General features: G+C 74.0%; 12 protein-coding genes. 3 read left to right on the forward strand and 9 right to left on the reverse strand.

Annotation, left to right across the window (positions count from 1 at the left end):
- Positions 1–33: 33 nt before the first annotated feature.
- Both MTQ01_RS16975 and MTQ01_RS16980 read right to left on the reverse strand, forming a co-directional pair.
- Positions 34–3,645: a hydantoinase B/oxoprolinase family protein gene (locus MTQ01_RS16975; protein WP_247491358.1), complete on the reverse strand. Its 3,612-nt coding sequence runs from the start codon at positions 3,643–3,645 to the stop codon at positions 34–36.
- A gap of 184 nt (positions 3,646–3,829) precedes the next feature.
- The gene (locus tag MTQ01_RS16980) at positions 3,830–5,293 is read right to left on the reverse strand and encodes a HEAT repeat domain-containing protein (protein WP_247491700.1); all 1,464 of its coding nucleotides are present in this window, start codon (positions 5,291–5,293) and stop codon (positions 3,830–3,832) included.
- 355 nt (positions 5,294–5,648) lie between these two features.
- Between MTQ01_RS16980 and MTQ01_RS16985 the strand changes: the two genes are divergently transcribed.
- Positions 5,649–7,115, forward strand: coding sequence for a PP2C family protein-serine/threonine phosphatase (locus MTQ01_RS16985; RefSeq protein WP_247491360.1), 1,467 nt, complete (start codon positions 5,649–5,651; stop codon positions 7,113–7,115).
- Positions 7,116–7,350: 235 nt separating this feature from the next.
- Here MTQ01_RS16985 and MTQ01_RS16990 read toward each other — a convergent pair whose 3' ends face one another.
- Positions 7,351–8,847: a hypothetical protein gene (locus MTQ01_RS16990; RefSeq protein ID WP_247491362.1), complete on the reverse strand. Its 1,497-nt coding sequence runs from the start codon at positions 8,845–8,847 to the stop codon at positions 7,351–7,353.
- Between the two features lie 256 nt (positions 8,848–9,103).
- Between MTQ01_RS16990 and MTQ01_RS16995 the strand changes: the two genes are divergently transcribed.
- Positions 9,104–10,207: an aminoglycoside phosphotransferase family protein gene (locus tag MTQ01_RS16995; RefSeq protein ID WP_247491364.1), complete on the forward strand. Its 1,104-nt coding sequence runs from the start codon at positions 9,104–9,106 to the stop codon at positions 10,205–10,207.
- A gap of 63 nt (positions 10,208–10,270) precedes the next feature.
- Here the strand turns inward: MTQ01_RS16995 and MTQ01_RS17000 are convergent, their stop codons facing one another.
- From MTQ01_RS17000 to MTQ01_RS17025, 6 genes are all read right to left on the reverse strand, one after another.
- A complete protein-coding gene (locus MTQ01_RS17000) occupies positions 10,271–10,765 on the reverse strand; it encodes a hypothetical protein (protein ID WP_247491366.1) in 495 nt (164 codons plus the stop codon).
- 21 nt (positions 10,766–10,786) lie between these two features.
- Complete coding sequence (locus tag MTQ01_RS17005) at positions 10,787–11,188, reverse strand: ACT domain-containing protein (protein WP_247491368.1); 402 nt, start codon at positions 11,186–11,188, stop codon at positions 10,787–10,789.
- Positions 11,189–11,303: 115 nt separating this feature from the next.
- Positions 11,304–11,846 carry a VOC family protein gene (locus MTQ01_RS17010; protein WP_247491370.1) on the reverse strand — a complete coding sequence of 181 codons (543 nt, stop codon included), beginning with the start codon at positions 11,844–11,846 and terminating at the stop codon, positions 11,304–11,306.
- A gap of 233 nt (positions 11,847–12,079) precedes the next feature.
- Positions 12,080–12,925: an alpha/beta fold hydrolase gene (locus MTQ01_RS17015; protein WP_247491372.1), complete on the reverse strand. Its 846-nt coding sequence runs from the start codon at positions 12,923–12,925 to the stop codon at positions 12,080–12,082.
- A 158-nt stretch (positions 12,926–13,083) separates the two neighbouring features.
- Positions 13,084–14,784, reverse strand: coding sequence for an NAD(P)/FAD-dependent oxidoreductase (locus MTQ01_RS17020; RefSeq protein ID WP_282613792.1), 1,701 nt, complete (start codon positions 14,782–14,784; stop codon positions 13,084–13,086).
- Between the two features lie 125 nt (positions 14,785–14,909).
- Positions 14,910–17,084 (reverse strand): tetratricopeptide repeat protein, encoded by a 2,175-nt coding sequence (locus MTQ01_RS17025; RefSeq protein WP_247491374.1) that lies wholly within the window; start codon positions 17,082–17,084, stop codon positions 14,910–14,912.
- A gap of 350 nt (positions 17,085–17,434) precedes the next feature.
- Here MTQ01_RS17025 and dhaK point away from each other — a divergent pair, with 350 nt between their 5' ends.
- Positions 17,435–18,427 carry a dihydroxyacetone kinase subunit DhaK gene (gene dhaK / locus MTQ01_RS17030; RefSeq protein ID WP_247491376.1) on the forward strand — a complete coding sequence of 331 codons (993 nt, stop codon included), beginning with the start codon at positions 17,435–17,437 and terminating at the stop codon, positions 18,425–18,427.
- Positions 18,428–18,503 lie beyond the last annotated feature (76 nt).

Here is an 18,503-nt window from a genome sequence, read left to right on the forward strand (position 1 = left end):
CGGCGTGGGCGCGCCGCGAGCCGCGTGCGCCGGTCACTGCCCAACTGCCCCGTATCCGCCGCCGCCTGGCGTCCGTACGATCAGCACCTCGCCCTCGTCCGCGTGCGCGGAGGCGACGCCCGGCAGCTCGGTGACGGTGCCGTCGCGCCGCTGGAGGGCGTTGTGCCCCAGGCTTCCCGGCGCCCCGCCGGCCATCCCGTACGGCGCCACCCGGCGGTGGCCGGTGAGCAGCGCGATCGTCATCGGCTCCAGGAACCGCAGTCTGCGCACCACTCCGTCGCCGCCGCGCCAGCGGCCCTCGCCGCCGCTGCCGGTGCGCACCGCGAACTCCTCGACCCGCACCGGGAATCGCCACTCCAGCACCTCGGGGTCGGTCAGTCGCGAGTTGGTCATGTGGGTCTGCACGGCGTCGGTGCCGGCGAAGCCCTCGCCCGCGCCCGAACCGCTGGCGAGCGTCTCGTAGTACTGGACGCGGTCGTTGCCGAAGGTGATGTTGTTCATGGTGCCCGACCCCTCGGCCTGGACTGCGAGCGCGGCGTAGAGCGCGCCGGTAACGGCCTGGGAGGTCTCCACGTTTCCGGCGACGGTGGCGGCCGGGAAGTGCGGGGCGAGCATGGAGCCTTCGGGGATCGTGACGTCGATCGGCACCAGACAGCCGCTGTTGAGCGGGATGTCGTCGGCGACCAGGGTCCGGAAGACGTAGAGGACGGCGGCCATCACGACCGAGCGGGGGGCGTTGAAGTTGTCCTCGCGCTGTGCGGAGGTGCCGGTGAAGTCCACTGCGGCGGTGCGCCGTTCGCGGTCGACGGTGACCCGCACCTCGATCACCGCGCCGCCGTCGGTCTCGTACCGGCAGTGTCCGTCGGGCAGCTCGGCGACGATGCGGCGCACCGACTCCTCGGCGTTGTCCTGCACATGCCCCATGTAGGCGTGCACGACCTCGAATCCGAACTCCTCGATCATGGCGCGCAGTTCGGTGATGCCCTTCTCGTTGGCGGCGATCTGGGCGCGCAGGTCGGCGAGGTTGGAGTCGGGGTTGCGCGAGGGGTGGGGGCCGGAGGCGAGCAGCTCGCGGGTGGCCTCCTCGCGCAGCGAACCGTCGCGGACCAGCGGCCAGTTGTCGAAGAGGATGCCCTCGTCGTGCACGGTGCGGCTGAAGGCGGGCATCGAGCCCGGGGTGAGGCCGCCGATCTCCGCGTGGTGGCCGCGGGAGGCGACCAGGAAGAGCAGTCGGGTGCCGGCCTCGTCGAAGACCGGGGTGACCACGGTGACGTCGGGCAGGTGGGTGCCGCCGTGGTACGGGTCGTTGACGGCGTAGACGTCGCCCGGTCGCATCGTGCCCTCGTTGCGGCGCAGCACCTCCTTGATGGACTCGCCCATCGAGCCGAGGTGCACGGGGATGTGCGGCGCGTTGGCGATGAGGTTGCCGTCCGCGTCGAAGACGGCGCAGGAGAAGTCCAGGCGTTCCTTGATGTTGACCGAGTGGGCGGTGTTCTCCAGGGTGACGCCCATCTGCTCGGCGACCGCCATGAAGAGGTTGTTGAAGACCTCCAGCTTCACCGGGTCGACCTCGGTGCCGAGGGCTGCGGCGCGCGCACGGGCACGGACCCGGGTCAGCACCAGATGGCCGGCCTCCCCGGCCCGGGCCTGCCAGCCGGGGTCCACAACGGTGGTGGAGTCCGGTTCGGCGATGATCGCGGGGCCCTCGACGGTGTCGCCGGCGGCGAGCTCCGACCGCCGGTACAGCGGGGCGTCGCACCAGGCGCCGTCGGCGTACATCCGCACCCGGTCGGCGGGTTCGGGCCGGGCGCCCGGGTGTGCGCCGGCCGCGGTGTGCGGCGCGTGGCCGCCCGCGGCGCCGGCGGCCTCGACCACCACGGTGGCGGCGACCAGCGGCTTGTCCATGGTGAACCCGTACCGGGCGCGGTGGAGCGCGGCGAACTCCTCGGCCATGGCGCCGACTTCGGCCAGTGTCACGGGCAGTACGGCGTCGGTGCCCTCGTAGCGCAGATGGACCCTGGCGGTGGCGGTCACCGAGTGCGCGGGCACGCCGTCGGCCGCCAGCTCCCGGCGGGTGCGGGCCTCCAGCGCGTCGGCGAGTTCGTTCAGCCGGCCGAACTCCTCGTCGGTCAGGCGGCGTTCGACGGACTGCTCGCGCAGCGCGGTCGCGTCGGCGACCCCGATGCCGTAGGCGGAGAGCACCCCGGCCAGTGGCGGGACGACCACGGTGGCCACTCCCAGCGCGTCGGCGACGGCGCACACGTGCTGGCCGCCCGCGCCGCCGAAACCGGCCAGCGCGTAGCGGGTCACGTCGTGGCCGCGCTGAACGGAGATCTTCTTGACGGCGTTGGCCATGCCGAGCACCGCGATCTGCAGGAAACCGTCCGCGACCTCCTCGGGGCTGCGTCGCCGGCCGGTGCCCCCGCCGAGGGCCTCGACCTGCTCGGCGAGCGCGCCGAACCCCTCGGCCACGGCCTCGCGGTCCAGCGGCTGATCGCCGGATTCGCCGAAGACGGAGGGAAAGTGGGCGGCCTGCACCCGTCCGAGCATCAGGTTGGCGTCGGTGACGGTCAGCGGTCCGCCCCGGCGGTAGCAGGCCGGGCCCGGGTCCGCGCCCGCCGAGTCGGGGCCGACCCGGAAGCGGGCGCCGTCGAAGTGCAGGATCGAACCGCCGCCGGCCGCGACGGTGTGGATGTCCATCATCGGCGCACGCATCCGCACCCCGGCGACGCCGGCGTCGAAGGTGCGTTCCAACTCGCCCGCACAGTGCGAGACATCGGTCGAGGTGCCGCCCATGTCGAAGCCGATGACACGGTCGTATCCGGCCTCGGCGCAGCTGCGGACCATGCCGACCACACCGCCCGCCGGACCGGAGAGCACCGCGTCGCGGCCGCGGAAGTGGGCCGCCTCGCGCAGTCCGCCGCCGGACTGCATGAACATCAGCCGGATGCCGTCCAACTCCCGCGCCACCTCCCTCACATAGCGGCGCAGCACCGGGGAGAGGTAGGCGTCGACGACGGTGGTGTCGCCGCGCGGCACCAGTTTGATCAGCGGGCTCACCTCGTGCGAGACGCTGATCTGGGTGAAGCCGACCGTGCGCGCCAGCTCGGCCAGCGCACGCTCGTGCTCGGGATGTCGATAGCCGTGCAGCAGTACGATCGCCGCGGAGCGCAGGCCCCGGCCGTATGCCTCGCGCAGCAGCCGCTCGGCACATTCGCGGTCCAGCTTCAGGACCGTGCGCCCGTCGGCGCCCACACGTTCGGGAACCTCCACGACCTGGTCGTAGAGGACGCCGGGCAGCACGATCTCGCGGTCGAAGAGCGCGGGACGGTTCTGGTAGGCGATGCGCAGCGCGTCGCGGAAACCGGCGGTGGTCACCAGCAGGGTCGGCTCGCCCTTGCGCTCCAGCAGGGCGTTGGTGGCGACCGTCGTGCCCATCTTGACGACCTCGACGCGCTCCGCGGGAACCGGCCTGCCCTCGGGCACGGCGAGCATCCGGCGGATGCCCGCGACGGCGGCGTCCCGGTAGCGAGCGGGATCGTGCGAGAGCAGCTTCTCGGTGACCAGCCGGCCGTCGGGGCGTTTGCCCACGACGTCGGTGAAGGTGCCGCCACGGTCGATCCAGAACTCCCAGCGTCCAGTCATGCCGCCATCGTGCCAGGGCGGCGCCCGTCGCCGTCCGAGCCGGCAACGGGCGCCGCCCGCGCCCCGGTTGGACCGGAGCGCGGGCGGCGGGGCGGGGCGGAACCGGCGGGCGGGCGCGACGTGGCGGGCGCGTCTGTCGGCGCGCGGACGGCGTGCGCGACGTGGCGCGGCGGGCGGGCCGGGGTCAGCCGTGGCTGGGGTGGGGCCGCAGCCGACCGCGTATCGCGCTCTGCACTCCGGCCTCCTCGGCGGGGTCCGCGGCGAGCCGGCGCAGCCGCTCGACCACGCGCGCGTCCCCGGTGGTGGCGACGCGGGCGGCCAGCTCCCGGGTGCTCTCCTCGCAGTCCCACAGGCACTCCACCGCGAAACCGGCCGCGAACTTCGGGTCGGTCGCGGCGAGCGCGGCGGCGGTGCGCCCGCGCAGCTGCGAGGAGGCGGTCTCGCGGTAGAGGTGGCGCAGCACCGGCGCCGCGCACTCGATGGCCAGGCGTTCGGCGCCGTCGACGAGCGCGGGCAGGCAGGGGGCGTCCGGCCCCTCGCTGCGCACGATCCGGCGGAGCGCGCCGAGGACCTGGGCGGTGTCCTGTGCCCCGCCCCGGCGGGCGAGCATCACGGCGGCCTCGGTGGCGAGTTCGTCCTCGCCGTCGGCCCAGCGGCGGCTGCGCCGGAGCGCGGCCGGGCCCCGCATCCGGGCGAAGGCGGTACGGGCCGCTTCGGCGACGGCGGCGGGCGCGGTCAGGCAGGCGGCCTCGATCAGGTCGAGCACGGCCGGGTCGTCCCGCTCGGCGAGGTGGCGCAGCGCCGCACCGCGTGCCGCGTCCGGTCCGCGGTCGGCGGCGGCCAGCAGTTCGGCGCGGTCCTCGGGGCCCGCGACGGCTCCCAGGCAACGGGCCGCAGCCGCCTCGCGGGCGCGCCGCAGCAGGACCGGGTCGGCCTGGGGCGAGGGGTCGTGAGGTGTCTGGCCGGCCCATTCGAGCACTTCGCCGACGCTCCATCCGGGCCGCGGGCCCGGGGTGCGCAGCTGCCGCGACCAGCGGTCGAAGGACTGGGTCTCGCGCACCGCGGCGAGGCGGGCACGCTGCTCGGGGTGGCGCTCGTCCTCCTCCCACAGCCGCCAGGGCCGGGGCTCGTACGCCTCGCGCAGGGCGGTGGCGAGCTGCGCGTCCCCCTCGGGGGTGCGGGGGAAGCGCTCCAGTGTGCGGGGCCCGAGCGCGCGCAGGGCGTCGTCGTCGTCGCGCACGGCCAACTCGTCGAGCGCCCACTGCCAGTTGGTGCCCTCGGCGGCGTAGCGGCGCAGCAGGTCGCGGGCGCGGGTGTCGCCGTAGGAGGTGAGGTGCCCGAGCACGGAGAGGGCGAGGCCGGTGCGCTCCTCGCGCTGGTCGAGGCGGTCGGCGGGAGCGAAGAGGTGGGCCTCCAGCTCGGCCGGCCCCGCCTGGAGGTCGCGGTGGAGGCGGGCGTAGTAGAGGGAGCGGTTCTCGAGCTGCCAGTCTCGCCGTGGGTCGTGCAGCAGACAGTGGTGGAGTGCGGCCAGCGCCTCGGCGCGGGGTGCCGCCAGCGCGTGCAGGGTGCCGTCTCCGCGGCCCCGCTGCAGCAGGCCGAGCAGCGTGCCGCTGGGCGCTGTGTCTGGATCGACGTTTTCGGCGAACATAGTGGTCAGCATCCGGTGCGGAGTCGAGGGCTGGCAACGGGATTTCCGCCATGCGGACCCTGTGGTGGCCGATTGGCGCCGGTGGCAGGGGCCACCGCCGACGGGCCGGCAGGGGGCACGACTGGCGGAAATCCTACCGGTGCGACCGACCTCGCCCCGAGCCCGGCGGAGCCCGGCGGGAGTGTTCCGGACCGATGGGCAGGAATCCCCCCGGGCAGCCGCAGGCATATGCCAGATGCACCACCGTATCGGGTATTGCCAAACGTCTTACGGACCGTCGCAGGCTGTGCAAGAGTCGTTACCCGAAACCGGTTGACCGATGTGTTACCGCTGACCGCTCAATTCGGAGTACGCCATGCCCCAGCCTTCCGCGGAACGTCCCGCAACCCCCGCTGAGCACGGCACCCTGGACACCCTCATCTCCCAGGCGCGCAGACTGCGCGGAGGCATGGAGAGTGTCCGGAGGAACGCCAACGCCGCCACGAGGGACGGCGTCGGCACACCCGAGCACCGCTGGCAGCGCGCACTGTGCGAGATCGCCGTCCACCACCTCGAGGACTTCGGCCAGCACCTGGGCCTGCTGCGCGACGGTCTGCCGCCGCTGCGCACCCAGGCGCCGTCCGCCCCGCAGATCGCGGTGGCCGAGCCCGTGCCGGACGGCGACCCCCGTGCGCTCTCCTGCCGCGCGGGCAGCGCCGAGTGGAACCTGCGCACCGACGAGGTGAGCTGGTCGCCCGAGCTCTACACGATCTTCGGGCGCGACCCCGCCAAGGGCCCGGTCTCCCTCGACGAGTTGCCCGCCTGGCTGCTCCCCGAGGACCAGCCCTGGCTGATGGAGGCAGTGACCAACTGCCTGGTGGACGCGAAGCCGGTCGACGGCGAGTTCCGGATACGGCGCACCGACGATCAGGTGCGCACCGTGCACATGTCCGCGGAGCCCGTACTGGCGTCCGACGGCGGCACCGTCGCGATGTGGGGCGTGCTGCGCGATGTGAGCGAGATCCGGCGCAGCGAGCGGGCACTGCTGGAGACGCAGGAGAGCTACGCCCGCGACCGGCACCTCGCCCAGACCGAGCACCGGGTGGCGGTCGAGTTCCAGGCCGCGGTCCTGCCGCCCTGGCGCGAGACCATGCGCCACCCGGCGGCCACTCGCCAGGAAGGCGGCGCGCTGGAGCTCGCCGCGCACTTCCTGCCCTCCGCCACCAGCGCCCTGATCGGCGGTGACTGGTACGACGCCATGGAACTGCCCGACGGCTGCTCGATGTTGACGGTCGGCGACCTCACCGGCCACGGGGTGGAGGCGACCTCCGGCATGGCGATGCTGCTCGGCGCGGTGCGCGGCATCGCCCTGGCCGGAGTGGAGCCGGGCAAGCTGATGGGGCATCTGAACCAGCTCCTGGACAGCTCGGCCCAGCCCGCGCTCGGCAGCGCGCTGTGCTGCCACTACGACCCGCGCAGCCGCCGCCTGACCTGGGCGCAGGCCGGGCACCCCGCCCCTCTGCTCTTCCGCGAGGGACGGGGCCGGATGCTCGACCAGCCCGAGGGCGTACTGCTGGGCGCCATGGACGGCGTCCGGTACGGCCAGCGCACCGAACAGCTCGAACCGGGCGACCTGCTCGTCCTGCACACCGACGGACTGGCCCCGCGCAGCGTGGAGTTCGACAGTTCCACGCGCTCGGGGGCGGCCCGGCTGCTGGAGCTCGCCCCGCGCTTCAGCGAGGCGCGGACCGCACGGGAGTGCGTGCGCGCGGTGGTGGAGGAGTTCGGGGACACCGAGCGCGAGGACGACGCCTGCGCGCTGGTCGCCCGCGTCTGCGAGTAGCGGGCCGGTCCCGGGCGGCTGCCGGAGCATCGCGCGGATGCCCCGCCGCTGCAGTTCGCCCGGTGCGCGCCCGGACCCGAATCCGTGACCCGAAGGCGCGCGTCGAACCCATGACCCGAAGGCGCGCGTCGAGACCGGGGCCGGAAGCCGCGCGTCGAACCCGGGGTCGGGGCCCGAAGCCGCGCCTCGAAGACCGTTGCGATGGGCGCGCGAGCCGATCGGGGCCCGCAGCCGGTCAGACCTTCAGCCCGCGCGGAGAGGTGACCTGGCCGGCCGGCGGGGCCTTGGGTGCCTTGGGCAGCGCGAGTTGGATCTCCTCCCGAAGGATCTCGATCTTCGCGTCGCCCGCGTACCTGCCGGTCAGCCGGTACATCTCGCGCAGCCGGTGCCAGGTGCGGTGCGAGGAGTTCTCACCGATCGCCTCCAGCGCCAACCGCGCGTACAGATCGGCCTGTTCGGGATCGTCCGCGATGAAGCAGGCCGAGGCGAGCGAGAGATGGTCGAAGAGCTTCGAGCGCTGCCGTCCGTCCTCGCGCAGCTCCAGCGCCCGCTTGGCGTGGTGCTCGGCGACCGGTGCGGCCGAGGAGTCGGTGTCGGCGAGCGTGCGGTAGGCCAGCGCCTGCATACCGTGCAGATCGGCCTCGTCGAACATCTGCATCCAGCTCGGCGGCGGTTCGTCGCCGCGGTCGGAGACGAACAGCTCCTCCGCCTCGCCGAGTGTGCGCCGCACCGCCTGGCCCTGCCCCTTGGACGCCTGCGCCCACGCCTCGATGGTGTGGAGCATGGCGCGGGTGCGCGGCAGCGTCTCCTCCTCGGAACCGGCCCTGGCGACCTTCATCAGGTCCAACGCGTCGTCGGGGCGGCCCAGGTGGACCATCTGGCGTGCCGCGCGGGAGAGCGCCTCGCCGGCGCGCGGCCGGTCGCCGCCCTCTCTCGCGGCGTGCGCGGCGATCACGAAGTACTTCTGGGCGGTGGGCTCCAGGCCGACGTCGTGCGACATCCACCCCGCCAGCACGGCGAGGTTGGCCGCCACCCCCCACAGCCTGCGCTGAAGATGGGCGGGATGGTCCTGGTAGGCCAACATGCCGCCCACCTCGTTGAGTTGGCCCACCACGGCCTTGCGCTGGAGGCCGCCGCCGCGGGCGGCGTCCCAGGCCCGGAACACCTCGACGGAGCGTTCGAGCTCCTCGACCTCGGCCGAGCCCACCGGCGCGGCCTCGTAGCGGTCGGCGACGGCGTCCACCTGGGTCAGGCCCATGGAACTCGCCGGTGGGGGTGCCGTGGTGGGGTCGGTCTGGATCCATTCGTACAGGGAGCTGCTGAGTGCTGAGCCGGCGGCGAGCGCGGCACTCGCGCCCACCAAGCCGCGTCGGTTGAGCATGAGGTCCATTCCCGTGAATTCGGTGAGGACCGCTGCGGTCTGGTCAGAGTTCCACGGCAGTCCGGCGACGGACGGCCTCCTGCCCGGTGGTCCTGATCTGCCCATCCCCAGGTCCTCGATGGTCACGACACGGCCGAGTCGCTCGGTGAACAGGGCGGCCAGCGCTCGCGGCACGGGGTCGCGCGGGGTCTCGCCCCGTTCGATCCAGCGCCGTACGCGGGAGGTGTCCGTCGACAGATGCGCGTGGCCCATGGCCGCCGCCTGCCGGTTGACCAGCCGGGCGAGTTCGCCCTTGGACCAGCCGGTGAGGTCGAACAGGTCCGCGAGTCGGGCATTGGGCCCCTTGTTCACGTCAAGCCCCCAGGTTCTCGGCTGAGTTGACAGTAACGGCCGTCCGACCGGGGCTGCGAGCATTCGCCACCGTTCGCCAGGGTTCGCCATGTGGTCTGCCACCCGCGCTCGGGTGTGCTGTAGAAACGCGCCACCCCGCCCCGGGTGTCCGGGGCGACCGGGTCGGCACTCCCCAGGGTGCGGTCCCGGCCGCATCGGATGTCCGGGGCGGGGTGCGCAGTGAACTTGCCGGCGTGCGAAGGGATCTGGTTCGACTATGTATCACGCAACGTCACCCGTGGCCGCTCCTCCTCGGAGCCGGTCCTCGCAGACCTCCGCGAGCGCCATGGTCGCCCCCCGTCCCCGAGCGCGTACGGTGCCCGCTCCCCCCGGCCCGCGCGCGGGCCGGGTACGGCTGGACCTGTCCGGTCCGCAGGGAGTCGCCCTGCGCGCCGCGGTGGCGTCCGTGCACCGGGTGTGCCCGGACTTCCAGCCGACCGAACTGCTGCGCCGCAGCGGACGCACCGTCCTGCTCGCCGGGACGATCGGGCGCGGCCAGGCCGTGGCGAAATGTTTACTCGACCGCTCGCCGTCGTGGGCGGAGCGCTACCGCAACGAGGTCGCGACGTACCGCACCTTCGTACGGCACCGCCCGCCGGTACGGGTGCCGCGGCTGATCGCCGCCGACCCCGAGACCAGCACGCTGGTCGTCGAACGGATGCTGGGCAGACCGGCCGGCACTCCCCACCAGGCGATCGACCTGCCCGACCGCTCGCAGCTGCGCGCGGTGCTCGGCGCGGTCAACCGGCTCAACGCCTGGCAGCCTTCCCACGACCTCTTCGACAGCCCGCTCGACTACGGCAAGCGGCTGACCCGGTACCACGAGCTCGGGCTGCTCACCGACCGCGATCTCGACGATCTGCACAAGTTGCTGCGCTCGGTGGTGAGTTCGGGCGCCCGCAGCACCTCGCTGCGCCAGTTCTGCCACGGCGACGCCCGCCCGGACAACGTGCTGCTGGCGCCGAACGGACCCGTGCTGGTCGACTGGGAGCACGCCGGCTGGTACCTGCCCGGTTACGACCTGGCCACCCTGTGGTGCGCGCTCGGGGACTCCCTGGCGGCACGGCGCCAGATCAGCCAGCTCGCACAGCGCGGCGGCCCCGCCGGACGGGACGCCTTCCTGGTCAATCTGATGCTGGTGCTCACCAAGGAGGTGCGGGCCTGCGAGGCGGCCGTGCAGCGCACCATGCGCGACGAGGCTCCCGCCCCCGGCGACGCCGCTCCGGCGCCCGGCGAGGAGCAACGGCTGCTGCTGCGCCAGCTGCACGAGGACTGCGGCCTGGCCCGGCGGGCGGTGCGCGCCGCCGTCGGTACGCGCTGATTCACCGACCGCCCGCGAAGGTGCGTGTGCACGGCGCTCCCGGCGCCGTGCGCGCACCCGCGGTCACTGCTGGAAGAGCTTGGGGGGCAGCGGCTTGAGCAGCTGGTAGAGGTCGTCGGTGATCGGACGGTCCCAACTGGCGATCGTCACCAGCACGTTGTCGCTGCGGTCGAACTGCACGCAGGAGATCCGGCGCTCCGAGCAGGTGATCCGCCGCACGATCAGCAGATTGTCCTCGTGCATGACCGGGGTGTCCTCGCGGCCGGTCACGCTGACCGGCTCGTCCATCTCCAGCGCCAGCAGCAACTGCGCGACCTCGAAGGGCACCTCGTCGTCGGCGGTCTCGCGCGCCGGGCTGCCCTCGGGCAGGTTGCCGATGATCATGGCGGGGCCGTGGCCGCCGAAGAGGTCGTACCTGAGGAAGACGCCCTGGCAGCTTCCGTCGGCGGCGGGCAGGAGACCGGCGCCGAGATTTCCCGGCCAGTCACCCGGATCCATCGCGAGGACGTCGAAGTCTGGCCCTGCGGGTGTGGCACTGCGGCGGCGGAGGAAGGACATGCCGCCATGGTACGCAACCCCTCAGCCTTCCCGGGCCGCCAGGTCCTCCAGCACCGCGACCGCGACCGATGCCTGCTCGTAGGGAACGAACAGATGGTCGTGGTGGTAGCCGGCGACGACGTTGCACCCCAGACCCGCGCCGGCGAGCGCGGCGGAGACGGCCGCCGTAAGGCCGACGGCCTCCAGCGAGGAGTGCACGCGCAGCGTGATCCAGCCGAAGACCGAGTGGTAGCGCAGCCCGGCGGCGTCCGCCTGCGCGCGGGGCACCACCACTGTCAGGCCCTCGCGCTCCGCGACGGTGACGACCGGTTCCACCGAGTCCGGGACCGCGGTGCCCTCGATGCTGGTGAAGACGTACGGGCCCTCCCGCAGTTCCGGTCGCAGTCCGGTCAGGAGCTTCTTGAGGTCGCGTTCGCCAGTCATGATCGCCAGCGTACGGGCGGGCGGGGAGACCCGCGAGGCGGCTCCGGCCCCGTGCGAGCCGCCCACGGCGGCACGGCGGAGGGTGGGGCGCGGCGGGTGGTGCGCGGTGCGGTGGTCAGTCGTCCGCGGCGGGGCCGTCGGGGTCGACCAGGGGCGTTCCGTCGAAGTCGCCCAGTCGCTCGCGGTAGAGCTCCAGCGGAACGCCGTTGGGGTCCTTCAGGTACAGGCTCTCCTCGACACCGCGGTCCGGGCCGCCGTACTCCACGCCCGCCTCGTCCAACGCCCGCCTCGCGGCGGCGTGTTGGGCGTCGGTCATGGAGATCGCCAGATGCTGCACGCCGCCCACGTGCTCGGCCGCCGGCGGGTGCGGATGGCCGGGGAAGTCGAAGAAGCCGAGCAGGTTGCCGTGCCCGATGTCGAAGAAGAAGTGGGTGGACCCGCGGTAGTCGCGGTTCTCGACCATCTCCACCAGCGGGAAGCCGAGCAGCTCCTGGTGGAAGCGGACGGTCTCCTCGACGTCCGCGCAGATGAAGGCGACATGGTGCACACCGCGTGCCGTGCTCGCCGGACGTTCGGCGCGCGGGCGCAGCCAGCGCTCCCGCACCTCCTCCCGCCGCGCCCGGATCGCTTCCAGTTCCTCGCCCTGGGGCTGGGGCATGGCACCTCCTCGGCCGGTCCGGGCGGCAGGCACGCCCGCGATGCGGATGCGTCCGGCGCCGGACGGTGGTTGCGTCGTCAACCAGCCTCGCGCACAGCGTCGATCGGGGCCACCGGGCAGCGCCTGCCGTCCCGGCAGAGCCTTGGAGAGGGGCGCGTCGGGGGGGGGTGCGGGGCGCCGGGGTGCGGGGCGCCGGGGTGCGGGGCGCTGCGGTGTGCTGCGGTTCGGCAGGCTCAGCGCAGCCTGAGGAAGCCGTTGACGGTGGCGGTGAAGCGCTCGGGCTCGTCGAGCCAGGGGAAGTGCGCGGCGCCGGGGACCACCACCGCGCGTCCTCGCGGGAAGGCTGCGGCGATCTCGGCGGCGCGTTCGGGGGTCGGGCCGCCGTCCAACTCGCCCGCCACCACGAGCACTTGACCGGTGAAGTCGCGCAGCGCGGCGCGGGCGGCCGGTGGGTCGAACGCCTCGGGAGCGTAGTAGAGGGCGCCGCCCTCCTGGTTGCGCTCCTGGGGGCTGCGTGCGGCGTGCTCCCGGGCCGCGGCGTCCCAGCGCCCGTAGGTGAAGGGCCGTACCGCCGCCCAGTCCTCGTCCTCGGCCTCTCCGGCGGCGATCCGCTCCAGGGCGGCGTGCGCCGCCGGGTACCACGGCGGTCCGCTGCGCCGCTCGTACGCCCGCCGCCGTGCGGGGAAGTCGTCGCCGAAGCCGAGCGAGGCGGCGCTCGGGGTGAGGAGGACCAGCCGCGCCACCCGGTCGGGATGGCGCAGCAGGTACTGCACCGCGATCTCCGCGCCCGCGGAGTGCGCCAGCAGATCGACCCGTTCGAGGTCGGACACCCCGCGCAGCGACTCGATGTCGTCGACCTGCCGGTCGCACCGGTAGCTCTGCACGTCGCGCGGGCGCTCCGAGCCACCGGTGCCGCGCAGATCGAGCAGACGCAGTTCGCGGTGTGCGTCCAGACCGCCCAGCCCGCCGAGGTAGGCGGAGTCGCGCAGCGGCCCGCCCGGTACGCACAGCAGCGGCGGACCGCTTCCGCGGCGGTGGTGGGCGAGGCGGGTCCCGTCGGCGGCGGTGAGGAAGTCCATGGCCCGATCCTCGCGCAGGGCCACCGGGTTGGGCCAGGCCCCGCCACACGCCGCCGGGCCCTGGGCGCCGCCGGGCTCCACACGCCGCCGGGCCCTGCCGGCGCCGTCCGCGGCGAGCGGCACCGGGCGGGGCGCGGGGTCAGCGCGCGGAGCGGGGGTCAGCGCGCTGAGCGGGCCTCCAACTCCAGCAGCGCGCGGGCCGCGTTGTGTCCGGGGATGCCGCTGACGCCGCCGCCGCGCACCGCACCCGCGCCGCACAGCAGCACGTTCGCGCTCCCGGTGGCCACGCCCCAGCGCGCCTGCGGGTCCGCCGGGTCGCCGGGCTGCGGCGCGAGGCCGCCGGGCTCGGCCGTACCGGGGTCGGGCGCGTACGGGAAGGCGAGGTCGCGGTGGAAGATGTGCCCGCCGGGCATCCGCAGATCGCGTTCGAGGTCCAGGGGCGTCTTGACCTCCAGGCACGGGCGGCCCGCGGCGTCCGTGGCGAGGCAGTCGGACAGCGGCTCGTCCAGGTGTTCCTGGAGCTGCGCCAGGGTCGCCTCGCACAACTCCTCGCGCACCGCCGCCTCGTCGGTGCCGCGGAAGAGACGGGCGGGAGCGTGCAGCCCGAACAGGGTGAGCGTCTGAAAGCCCTCGCGGGCCGCTTCGGGGCCGAGGATCGAGGGGTCGGTCAGGGAGTGGCAGTAGATCTCCGAGGGCGGCGCCGAGGGCAGGACGCCGGAGGCCGCCTGCCGGTAGGCGTGCTCCAGCGCCTCGTAGCCCTCCGCGATGTGGAAGGTTCCGGCGAACGCCTGCCGGGGGTCGACCCGCCGGTCGCGCAGCCGGGGCAGCCGGCGCAGCAGCATGTTGACCTTCAACTGGGCGCCCTCGACACGCTCCTCGCCCCCGGTGTCCCGTCCGGCGCCCGAGTCGCCGAAGAGCGCGTCGGCCGAACCGCCCGCGCCGAGCAGCGATTCCAGCTCGGCGGGAGCCGCGCCGGACAGTACGTAACGGGCCGCCACCCGGCCCTCGCCCTCCCGGGTGCGGAAGGTGACCTCCGCCTGCCTGCCGTCGGTGGCGACCGCGGTCACCTCGTGCCCGGTGGCCAGTTCGGCGCCGGCCGCTGCGGCGGAGGCGGCGAGGGCGTCGGTCAGCGCGCCCATGCCGCCCACCGGCACGTTCCAGTCGCCGGTGCCGCCGCCGACGACGTGGTAGAGGAAGCAGCGGTTCTGGCGCAGCGAGGGGTCGTGCGCATGGCTGAAGGTGCCGATCAGCGCATCGGTCAGCACGACGCCGCGCACCAGGTCGTCCGCGAAGTGGCGCTCGATGCTCTCGCCGATGGGGCGCTCGAAGAACTCCTCCCAGGTGCGGTCGTCGTCCACCCTGCGGCGCAGTTCGCTGCGGCTGGGGAGCGGCTCGGTCAGGGTGGGGAAAACTCGTCGGGCGACCTGTGCGGCTCTGCCGTAGAAGCGCTGCCAGGACTCGAACTCCCGGTCCGAGCCGGTGAGTTCGGCGAACGCCCGGCGGTTGTGGGACGCGTCGTCGGTCACCAGCAGACCCTGGTCGCGGCCATCGCGCCGCACCGGTGTGTAGGAGGCCACCGAGCGTCCGCGCACCGAGAAGTCCAGCCCCAGGTCTCGCACGATGCTCCCGGGCAGCAGGCTGACCAGGTACGAGTAGCGGGAGAGCCGGGCGTCCACCCCCTCGAAGGCGCGGTCGGAGACGGCGGCGCCGCCGGTGTGGTCCAGCCGCTCCAGCAGCAGGACGCTCAGACCGGCGCGGGCGAGGTAGGCGGCGGCGACCAGCCCGTTGTGGCCGCCGCCGACGATCACGGCGTCGTACACGGCGTTCGGGCGCGCGGGCGGCGCGGAGGATGCACTCATGGCACCTGGTTAGCACGGCTTCCGCCACCGCGGCAGCAGTGCGTACACGCTCGGCCCGCACGTCGGCCGACGCGCACGGGGGCCGGGACGCACGGGGCCGTCGCGCACGGGGCGGATCGGGACGGTCAGGTGCGGGCGCTGCGGCGTATCTGCGCCACCCGGTGGTAGACGGCGGTGGCCTCGGTGTGCCGGCCCAGCTGCTCCAGGCAGTGCGCCTCGTCGTTTCCGCTGGTGAGCGCGTCCGGATGGGTGGCGCCGAGCACCCGGTCGCGGGCGGCGGCAACCTGCCGGTAGATCGTCAGCGCCTCCTCCCAGCGGCTCAACCAGCCCAGGGCGACGGCCACTTCCCGCAGGCTCACCAGGGTGTCGGGATCGGAGGGCCCCATGGTGCCGGCCCGCAGCGCGGTGACCTCACGGGCCTCCACCAGCGCCTCCTCCCACTGGCCCAGCCGCCCCAGGTTGACGCCGATGCCGTGTCGGGCGCGCAGCGTCTCGGGGTGCCCGACGCCCTGGGCGCGGCTGCGGGCGGCCGCCAACTCCCGGTACAGCGCGAGGGCTTCCTCGCTGCGGCCGAGCCGGCCGAGGCTGATCCCGGTCTCGTAGCGGGCGGCGAGGGTGTCGGGGTGGTCGGGCCCCAGGACGCGGGAACGGGCGTCGGCGACCCGGACGTACATCGCCAGCGCCTCCTCCCAGCGGCCGAGCCGCCCCAGCGCGTACGCGGCCTCGTACCGGGTGGAGAGGGTGTCCGGGTGGTTCTCGCCCAGCACCCTGGCGCGGGCCGCGGCGACGTCGTGCGAGAGTCGGCAGGACTCCTCCAGCCGCCCGAGACCGCTGAGGTTGAAGGCGAGGTTGTGGCGGCAGCGCAGGGTCTCCGGATCGTCCGGGCCCGCGCTCGCCTCGCGCGCGGCGAGCACCGCCGTGTACGTCCGGTGGGCCTCCTCGTGGCGGCCGAGGCCGTCGAGGACGTACGCCGACTCCTGGAGCGCGTCCAGCACTTCGGCGTGGGTGGCCCCGAACTGCCGCTCCCTGGCGGCCGCGACCTGCTCGAACTCGGTGAGCGCCGCGGCGTGCCGACCCTGCCGGGAGAGGGCGAACCCCAGCTCGTAGCGGCTGGAGAGGGTCTCGGGATGTTCGGGACCCAGGGCCGCGGCCCGCTCGGCGGCGACCTGCTGGTGCAGTTCGCCCGCTTCGGCCCACCGCCCGTGGTGCCCCAGGCTCAGCCCCAGTGCGTGCCGCTCCTCGACGGTCGCGGGCGTCGGCACGGCGCCGAGCACGGCGGCGTGGGGTTCGAGGCCGGGGCGGGGCAGCGTCCAGCGCGCGCTGAGCGGCGACGGCTCGGGGGCACGTCCGCGCGGCAGGCGGCCGGGCGCCAGGCCCGCCCGGATGCCGAGCGCCCAGCCCGGCAGCAGCTCCTGCTCCCCGCCGCGCGGGGCGGGAACCAGCGGGCCGGTGTCGAGCCTGGCCCGCTGTATCCACTCGACGACCTCGGTCGCCCCCTGCGGGCGGTCGTGCGGCTCCTTGGCGAGGAGCGCCAGCACCATCCGGTCCAGCTCCTCGGGCAGTCCCGGGCGCGCCTCGCGCAGCGGGGTCGGCTCGGTCTCGGTGTGGCCGATCAGGATGGACCAGGTGTCCTCCAGGTCGAACGGCGGTGCACCGGTGGCGAGTTCGTAGAGGACGCAGCCCATCGAGTACAGGTCGCTGCGCTCGTCCACCGCTCGGCCGCTGATCTGCTCGGGCGACATGTACGGCGGAGTGCCCATCGCGGCACCGGCGTTGGGCGTGCGTGCGGTGAAGCCCGGCTCCTGGTTCAGGTGGGCGATGCCGAAGTCGCAGATCTTCACGGTGCCGTCGGTCAGCCGCATCACGTTGGCCGGCTTGAGGTCCCGGTGGACGATGTCCTGGCCGTGGGTGTACGCCAGCGCCTCGCAGATCTGCTGTGCGATGTCCCAGATGTCGGCCACCGGCAGCGGATCGCCGTCGTTCTCCTTCAGCAGCTGACTGAGGTTCAGCCCTTCCAGCAGCTCCATCACCAGGAACGGCGTGCCCTCGGACTCGCCGAAATCGTGGACGACGGTCACTCCCCGGTGCTGGAGGGAGGCGGCCACCCGCGCCTCACGGCGGAAGCGCTGATGCAGTTCGTCGTCGAGTCCGCCGCCCTGACTGCGGCCCGCGCGCAGGCACTTGACGGCCACTCGTCGTCCCAACGACTCGTCACGGGCGCGCCACACCTCGCCCATGCCGCCACGACCGATCCGCTCCAGCAGCCGGTATCTGCCCTGGATCAGCGTGGTCCCCTCCATCTCTCCGCCCCCGTCGTGTGCCTCAGCTCCCCTTGCGCCCGAACAGTATGTCCGTCGCCGCTCGGCCTGGGTATGGCGGGCCCCGTACCGCGACCCGTACCGGGACGTGTGCCGCGACCCGTGCCGCGGGCACCCGCCGCACCCGTGCGGACCGGGCCGCAGGTGGCCCGGACCTGGCAGAACCGCGCCCGCGGCCGGTGCTCGGGCCGCGCGGGCGCCGCGTTCTCCGGGGGCGCGGGGACCCGTCCGGCGGTACCCCTGCCGGAGTGGCCGATTGCCGCGATACTGGCACGGTCGGCACCAGGCACGGACGCCGCTGCGGCGATCCGCCACTCGCGCCAGGAGGTCCCATGAAGCAGTTGATCAACGTGCCCGAGACGGTGGTGGCCGACGCGCTGCGCGGGATGGCGGCTGCCCACCCCGAGCTGAGTGTCGATGTGGAGAACCGGGTGATCACGCGCGCGGACGCCCCGGTCGCCGGCAAGGTGGCGCTGGTCTCCGGCGGCGGCAGCGGTCACGAGCCGCTGCACGGCGGTTTCGTCGGTCCGGGCATGCTGGACGCCGCCTGCCCCGGAGAGGTGTTCACCTCCCCCGTGCCGGACCAGATGACCAGGGCCGCGGCCGCGGTGGACAGCGGCGCGGGCGTGCTGTTCGTGGTGAAGAACTACACCGGCGACGTGCTCAACTTCGACATGGCCGCCGAACTCGCCGAGGACGAGGGCGTACAGGTCGCCAGGGTCCTGGTGGAGGACGACGTGGCGGTCACCGACAGCACCTTCACCGCCGGCCGCCGCGGCACCGGGGGCACGCTCTTCGTGGAGAAGATCGCCGGTGCCGCCGCGCAGGAGGGCGCACCGCTGGACCGGGTGGCCGCGATCGCCCGGCAGGTGTCGGAGTCCTGCCGCAGCTTCGGTGTCGCCCTCAGCCCGTGCACGACTCCGGCGAAGGGCAGTCCCACCTTCGAACTGCCCGCCGGCGAGCTGGAGTTGGGGATCGGCATTCACGGCGAGCCGGGGCGGGAGCGGCGCGGGATGATGACCTCGGGCGAGATCGCCGACGCCACCGTCGACGCGCTGCTCGCCGACCGGATGCCCACCGCTCCGGTCCTCGCACTGGTCAACGGCATGGGCGCCACCCCGCTGCTGGAGCTCTACGGCTTCAACGCCGAGGTCCAGCGGGCGCTGTCCGAGCGCGGTGTGGTGGTGGCCCGAACCCTGGTCGGCAACTACGTCACCTCGCTCGACATGGCCGGCTGTTCGCTCACCCTGTGCCAGGCGGACGAGGAGACGCTGCGGCTGTGGGACGCCCCCGTGCGGACGCCCGGCCTGCGCTGGGGTGCCTGAAGCGGGCGCTCGGGCGTCCGGAGCGGGCGCGCGGGCGGCGGAGCGGATCTCGTACGGCCGACAGGAGAGGCGGAGC

The organism is Streptomyces sp. XM4193 (assembly GCF_023072595.1).
Taxonomy (GTDB): Bacteria; Actinomycetota; Actinomycetes; order Streptomycetales; family Streptomycetaceae; genus Streptomyces.

Coding starts and splice junctions, on each gene's coding strand:
- MTQ01_RS16975 (WP_247491358.1), bottom strand. CDS start 3,645: ATGACTGGACGCTGGGAGTTCTGGATCGACCGTGGCGGCACCTTCACC.
- MTQ01_RS16980 (WP_247491700.1), bottom strand. CDS start 5,293: ATGTTCGCCGAAAACGTCGATCCAGACACAGCGCCCAGCGGCACGCTG.
- MTQ01_RS16985 (WP_247491360.1), top strand. CDS start 5,649: ATGCCCCAGCCTTCCGCGGAACGTCCCGCAACCCCCGCTGAGCACGGC.
- MTQ01_RS16995 (WP_247491364.1), top strand. CDS start 9,104: ATGTATCACGCAACGTCACCCGTGGCCGCTCCTCCTCGGAGCCGGTCC.
- MTQ01_RS17000 (WP_247491366.1), bottom strand. CDS start 10,765: ATGTCCTTCCTCCGCCGCCGCAGTGCCACACCCGCAGGGCCAGACTTC.
- MTQ01_RS17005 (WP_247491368.1), bottom strand. CDS start 11,188: ATGACTGGCGAACGCGACCTCAAGAAGCTCCTGACCGGACTGCGACCG.
- MTQ01_RS17010 (WP_247491370.1), bottom strand. CDS start 11,846: ATGCCCCAGCCCCAGGGCGAGGAACTGGAAGCGATCCGGGCGCGGCGG.
- MTQ01_RS17015 (WP_247491372.1), bottom strand. CDS start 12,925: ATGGACTTCCTCACCGCCGCCGACGGGACCCGCCTCGCCCACCACCGC.
- MTQ01_RS17020 (WP_282613792.1), bottom strand. CDS start 14,784: ATGAGTGCATCCTCCGCGCCGCCCGCGCGCCCGAACGCCGTGTACGAC.
- MTQ01_RS17025 (WP_247491374.1), bottom strand. CDS start 17,084: ATGGAGGGGACCACGCTGATCCAGGGCAGATACCGGCTGCTGGAGCGG.
- dhaK (WP_247491376.1), top strand. CDS start 17,435: ATGAAGCAGTTGATCAACGTGCCCGAGACGGTGGTGGCCGACGCGCTG.